General features: G+C 69.6%; 1 protein-coding gene. It reads right to left on the reverse strand.

All coding sequences use genetic code 11. The features are described 5' to 3' along the window. Window positions 1-20: 20 nt before the first annotated feature. Window positions 21-1,190, reverse strand: coding sequence for an IS110 family RNA-guided transposase (locus tag ABD223_RS43255; RefSeq protein WP_344044171.1), 1,170 nt, complete (start codon window positions 1,188-1,190; stop codon window positions 21-23). Between the last annotated feature and the right edge of the window lie 250 nt (window positions 1,191-1,440).

Raw genomic sequence — 1,440 nt, forward strand, 5'->3', positions numbered from 1 at the left:
CGGGGGTTCCTCTGTGTTTGTCAAGGCGTTGGGTCGGGCTCGGTTGTAGGCTTTGGTTTGGCGGGTTCGGGAAGTGACTTTTCCGAAGAGTCGGCTGTCGGGGTTGTGCCGGTCGCGCTGGATGTCAGAGTCGCCCCCGAATGTCCTCCCGGGCCCGCTTCCCTGGCTTGTCGAGGTTCGTCGGCGAGCATGAGGCGCCAGACGTGGTCGGCGAGGCGGCGTTTGAGGCAGCGCATGGCCTCGTTGTGGGTCTTGCCCTCGGCGGTCTTGCGGTCGTAGTAGGAGCGTCCGCGGCTGTCGGGCATGCGGATCTGTGTCAGGGCGATGGTGTGCAGGGCGTTGTTCAGCTTGCGGTCGCCCTCGCGGGACAGCCGGTGGCGGGCCTTGTTCGCGCTGGCGATCTCGATCGGGGCGACACCGGCGTAGACGGCGAACGCCGCCGAGGTCGGGAAGCGTGAGGCGCGTCCGGTGCGTCCGAGCAACCTTGCCGCCACCATCGGGCCGACCCCGACGATGTCGGTCAGGCTGCTTCCGGAGTCGGCGACCGCGTCCCGCATGCGTTGGGTGTTGGCCTTGAGGCGGGCGTCCAGGGCGCGGATGTCAGTGATCAACTCGCGGGCGAGTTCTTTGCGTGCCCGTTCCACCGGTGACGCAGGCCGGATCCCGGTCAGCGCCGCGCAGGCACGATCGGCGGTCAGGTCGGTGGAGACGCCGCCGGGCAGCAGGTCGCGCAGCAACGCGTGCAGCTGGTTGACCGTGCGGGTGCGCTGCTGGGTGAGGTTGCCGCGTCGTTCGTCCAGCATTGCGAGTACCGTCGTGGCGTCCTCGGCCGCGACGGGAGCGGTATCGCCGCGCAGGGCGGCCACGCCGGCCGCCGCCGCCGCGTCGAGCACGTCGTTCTTACGGCGTCCGCCCCGCGACAGCTCCCGCACCCGGGCGGTGGCCGTCGGCGGGACGTCCACCACGGTCTCGCCTCGCGCGATCAGCCATTGCGCCAGGTGCCGGCCGAGGCCGCGGGCGTTCTCCACCGCCCACCGACGTTCGCCGAACCGTCGCGCCCAGGTCAGCAGCCGCCGGTACTCGACCAGTGTGGCGTCCACACGGACGGTGCCCAGCGTGCTGTGGGTGTCGGAGTCCAGCGCCGCCGCCGTGTGGCTGGACTTGTGCGGGTCAACCCCGATCACGACCATCGACCGCAGATCCTTTCCCTTATCGGACAAGGAAAGCCACGGTCGACATTCCGACTTTCAGCGTGTGGAGCCCATTCCTCTGTTGAGTCAGACCGCGGCCGGCGCCGGGCCGGGCCGCAAACCCCCGGAGAGCCAGCCCAACGGGGCGGCAGGAAGCTCACGAGCGAGCCCGGCCCAGCGCCTCCGGCAGGCTACAACCAGTGATCACCCAGCCAGCCCAACCGGTACCTACATACAAGTCGGAAGCTCA

The sequence above is a fragment of the Saccharothrix xinjiangensis genome (assembly GCF_039527585.1).
GTDB lineage: Bacteria > Actinomycetota > Actinomycetes > Mycobacteriales > Pseudonocardiaceae > Actinosynnema > Actinosynnema xinjiangensis.

Excerpts from the sequence above, each read along its gene's own strand:
- ABD223_RS43255 (WP_344044171.1), bottom strand. The coding sequence starts at position 1,190 with ATGGTCGTGATCGGGGTTGACCCGCACAAGTCCAGCCACACGGCGGCG.